The sequence below is a fragment of the Roseisalinus antarcticus genome, from assembly GCF_900172355.1.
Lineage (GTDB): Bacteria > Pseudomonadota > Alphaproteobacteria > Rhodobacterales > Rhodobacteraceae > Oceanicola > Oceanicola antarcticus_A.
In genome coordinates, this window is sequence record NZ_FWFZ01000081.1 from 1 (window position 1) to 4,510 (window position 4,510).

3 protein-coding genes are annotated in these 4,510 nt (G+C 55.0%); 2 read left to right on the plus strand and 1 reads right to left on the minus strand.

Features of this window, described 5'->3' with window-relative positions:
- Window positions 1-488: terminase gpA endonuclease subunit (locus ROA7023_RS22965; protein WP_200812588.1), on the plus strand; the 488-nt coding region annotated here is incomplete at its 5' end.
- Between the two features lies 1 nt (window position 489).
- Here ROA7023_RS22965 and ROA7023_RS22970 read toward each other — a convergent pair.
- Window positions 490-3,204 carry a choice-of-anchor L domain-containing protein gene (locus tag ROA7023_RS22970; RefSeq protein WP_085881283.1) on the minus strand — a complete coding sequence of 905 codons (2,715 nt, stop codon included), beginning with the start codon at window positions 3,202-3,204 and terminating at the stop codon, window positions 490-492.
- Window positions 3,205-3,624: 420 nt separating this feature from the next.
- Here ROA7023_RS22970 and ROA7023_RS22975 point away from each other — a divergent pair.
- On the plus strand, window positions 3,625-4,510 hold an 886-nt coding region (locus ROA7023_RS22975; protein ID WP_085881284.1), incomplete at its 3' end, for a phage portal protein.

Genomic DNA, 4,510 nt, shown 5'->3' on the forward strand with positions numbered 1-4,510 from the left:
CCAAGATGGCCTACGAGTTCTGCCGCACCCGTCTCGCCCGTCGCATCTGGGCGATCAAGGGCCGTGGCGGCCCAGGCATCCCGGTCTGGCCCCGCCGCCCCACCCGCACCAACAAGGGCAAGATCCCGCTGTTCATCGTCGGCGTCGATGCCGTGAAGGACGCAGTTTACGCCCGCTTGAAACTGACCGCACCCGGCCCCGGCGCAATCCATTTCCCCCGCCGTCTCGATGCGGACTATTTCCGCCAGTTGACCGCCGAACGCGTCGTCACCCGCTTCGAGAAGGGCCGCCCGATCCGCTCATGGCAGCCCAAGCGCGACGGCGAACGCAATGAAGCGCTCGACACCTTCGTCTACGCCCATGCCTCCCTGCACGGTCTGATCAGTATGGGGATGCGGCTGAACGAAGAGGCAGAGCACGTGGTCTCCCTACAAGCGAAGCCAGTCGGCCAAGCAAGTCGCGTAGTCCGATCCGCGTGGATGAACTGACTCATACAAACAGAAAATCGTCTACCAACTCAACACGGAAAACGACATCCTCGTAATCGCGGTCACCACCGCCTGTCAGATCTTCGAAGCCAACCGAAATAGCCTCCCCACCAACATCAACGCCCGACAAGGCATGCTGAACACCGTCAGAATTCATCTCTTCTGCAAAGCTGTGGAACACCATTTCATCAACAACATCGCCATTCACTGCGATAAAGATATCAGCTCCATCAGAGATATTTGCAGTGACGCCTGAACTGTTGACGAAGCTGAATGTGTCGCCATCGGCGATAGTAGCTACCCAATCGGCTGCATCCTGAACGATGAAGAAACCCAGCTTGTGGCCTGCCTCGACATCGGTAACAGTGGCTACGGCGGATTTGTCGGCATTCGCGTTTTCAAAGAGGATGCGGGTATCAACGATGTTGCCACTTGCATCAATCTCATAAACACCAACGACATTGTCATAGCCTGCGAAACCCATATCACGCAGCGTGACCCTGAAATCCGTCGAGCCATCGCCTTTCAGAAAATCTTGATTGATGATCCCGTTTACAAGACCCGGATCGATAGCCTGCGCCTCTTGAAGTATAGGTAGGAAAGTTTCGAATGTCACAGCTGTGTTGCTACCATCGGCAACCGCCATGAAGTCGCCGCCACTGAAATCACCTTCGAGGGTGACAGTGCTATCGGAAGTGCCGTCTCGATCACTATCAACTTCCAGAATCGCCGACCCCGAGAACACACTGAGTTGTTCGCGAAGGAAATTGATACTATCGAATAACAGTGTTTTCAAAGTGTCGAACCCGGTAATTACGTCACCTTTAAGTCCCAGAAGCGTACCAGAGACCGACCCTAACCCCGTTGCGAGATTGAATTCTTCCTTGGTTTCGGAAGCTTCGAGATCATTCTGGCCAACTAAGCCGTTAACAACCTTGAAAACATCATCGCCCGTTGCGCCACCCGTCAAAAATTCAAAGTTGGTTACATAGATGGCCGAGCCCAATGATTGATCACCAGTATCCGCGACCGCGATCTTGATAGAGTTCCAACCCTGTTGAAGAGCTGGGCGGACAGAGAGCGCGGCGAAGCCATCCCATTCGGTGGCATACGTTCCGCTTTCATTGTCGACAAAGTTCAAAGCGACATTTTGGTCGAGTACGCTAAGGGGCGTGTTGGGATCACCATTGAACAGTGCCTTGTTCTCATCAACTTCGAAATTTCCGTCACGGTCATCGTCCACCCAGACGGCGGCCACATCAACAAAGCTCGAGTTCGAGAACTCAGGATACTCATCTGATCCAAAGACGATATCGAAACGGATTCCATCCACATCTGGATCATCGACAAAGATATCGAACGTGAGAACGGACGCGTCTTGTGTTGACCCGGCGGCTGGGAAAGCAGCTCGCACCACATCAAAGAGATCGGAATCACCGTCTGTTCCGTGTTCGATGGTGAAACCGGCTTCGGTATTCGATGCGCCGGGGAATCCTCCCGAGGACAGGAGGATGCCACCGCTCAGGTTGATACCGGCACCAGGAATATCGAAGTCGCTTACGAGGAAGGCCGCGCTTTCGCTGCCGGTGTAGGTGACGTTGGAGATTGCGGAGCCGAAGATGGATTTGAGGTAGAGCTCGGCGACGTCGCTGCCGTCTGATACTCCAAAGTCGGCGGCGGCATCAGCAAATGAGATCGTTTCGGGAACGCCATCGTCGGGAAATACGCCGGAAGGAGCGCCATCAGTTCGCTTTATGGTTAATTTATAGCCACCGTGAAAAAAATCAGAGCCACCAGAACCAATGGCGATAAAGTAATCTCCAGAATTTTCTGGAGTCCAAGAAATAGCGGCGTCTTTTCCGATTACATCGTCATGGCTCAAATCTCCTGTTCCACCAACTCTCAAATCCGTGTTGTCAGGGTCTCTGATGGTAAAAAGCGTGTCTTCAAGTTCAATAATCCCGTCAGAACCTTCTCCAGAAACTCGAATGAAGTAAGTTTCGCCGGCAACCGCAGAGAACTTAATCCAATCTGTTTCGGTGCCGATTGCGCCATCCTTGATAGCTTGACCATATTCGATAGCGCCCGTAAATTCCCATAAGTCAGATGAGCCATCGTCAAGAAGATGGATGGGTGTTGAGCTATCGTCGGGTATCGAATCGACAAACGATGGAGCGATGAGCTGTAATTTTTCCGTATCAAGTGTGGTTCCAGTAGCGGTTGCACCGAACTCCACTCCGATTGCGTATGTGCCTTCTGTTCCAGGAGCCGCCAGTCCAAGCTCACCCGCCTTCGCAACAATCTCTCCATCCGTGAGTCCGAAAAAGGCTGGATAGTCCTTGTTATAGATAAAAATCGAGCCGGTTGGGGAAATGGATATGTGATCTGGAATTTGAAGAATTGAAAAATGCAGATGCGGTCCAGTAGTGAACCCTCCGCTGTTACCAGAAAGACCAATTATTTGCCCTTGTACTACACTATCGCCAAGACTCACTTCATAATCCGAGAGATGGGCATAGAGGGTGTATAATCCATTGCCGTGTGAGATGATAACAACATCACCAAAACCAGCATTAACGGAAGCTCGTACGACCGTTCCGGAATCCGATGCAATGACATTACTACCCGTCCCAACCGGAAAATCGAGGCCTTTATGCCCAGGATAGCCATCTAGATCGAGAATGGCATTTTTTTCCAATGGAAGCTGAAAAGTCATTTTGTTCCCCCGAACCGCTTAAAAAGTCGCAGTCTTGCGCTGTTGATACGAAGCTAACGCAAGATTCGTTCGCCGTCACCAATTTTTTTACCACGTTTCGACCAAGTATGAGCATCCTCAGGAATCCGCAAACTAAAAGGAGATCAATGGCTTGATGACCTTGTAACTTCGATGACGAACAGTTCTCGCTCCTACGAGCCGTTTGGTGGTGTGAATGGCTTGCGCCCGCATCTGCTTGCACGACTTGTCCCCTTGTCCGCAGATAGGCGCGGTAACGAAGGCGGTGAAAGAGTAATCGCTTGCCCAATTATATGCCCCGCCAGGAATACGCCGACACAGCAAAGTACGACTTTTTCGCTTGAAGTGTTTCCCAAACATTCCCAATAGCTTGAGGGTCCGTATCAGGCGATTCTGCCATCCATGCGGACCTTCCTCCATCGCCTCCTCAACCTCACGCGCACCCGTGGTTTCGACGCTGCGGGTGGCGGGCGGCGGTGGGAGGGGGCGCGGACGGTCGATGGGCTGAACACGGCGATCCTCGCGGGCGCGAGCACGGCGGCGCGACGTGCCGGGTGGTATGCACGGAACAACCCTTGGGTCGCGGCTGCAGTGGACAGCCTGGTGGGCAATGTCGTCGGCGCGGGGATCAAGCCGCAGTCCACCCATCCGGACCGGGCAGTGCGCGAACGGCTGCAGGTGCTCTGGCTGCGCTGGACCGATCATGCGGATTCGGGCGGGCTTGCCGATTTCTACGGGCTGCAGGCCATGGCCGTGCGGGCGATGGTTGAGGGTGGCGAGAGTTTTGCGCGGTTGCGGGTGGTGGCCGATGCAACGTCCGTTCCGCTGCACATTGACCTGCTGGACCGAGACCAAGTGCCGATGGACCTGCATCGCGACATCGGCGGCGGCGCGCGCATCCGGGCTGGCATCGAATTCAACGGCGCTGGGCAGCGCACCGCCTATTGGGTGATGCGCGACCGGCCCGGCGATCCGCTAACATCGCTGCGGCTGGAACCGCTGCGCCTCCCCGCGACCGACTGCCTGCATCTGTTCAAACCTTTGGCGGCTGGACAGTTGCGCGGGATCACCTGGATGGCACCAGTGCTGCTGCGGCTGCACGAACTGGACCAGTTCGAGGATGCCGCGTTGGTGAAGGCCAAGGTTGCCGCGCTGTTCACCGGCTTCATCACCGACCCGGATGGCACGGCGGGTGGGCTGACCGGCGCCAACAATGGCGGCGCGTTGACCGTTGGCATGGAACCCGGCAGCTTGATCCCCTTGCCGCCTGGCACCGACATCCGCTTTT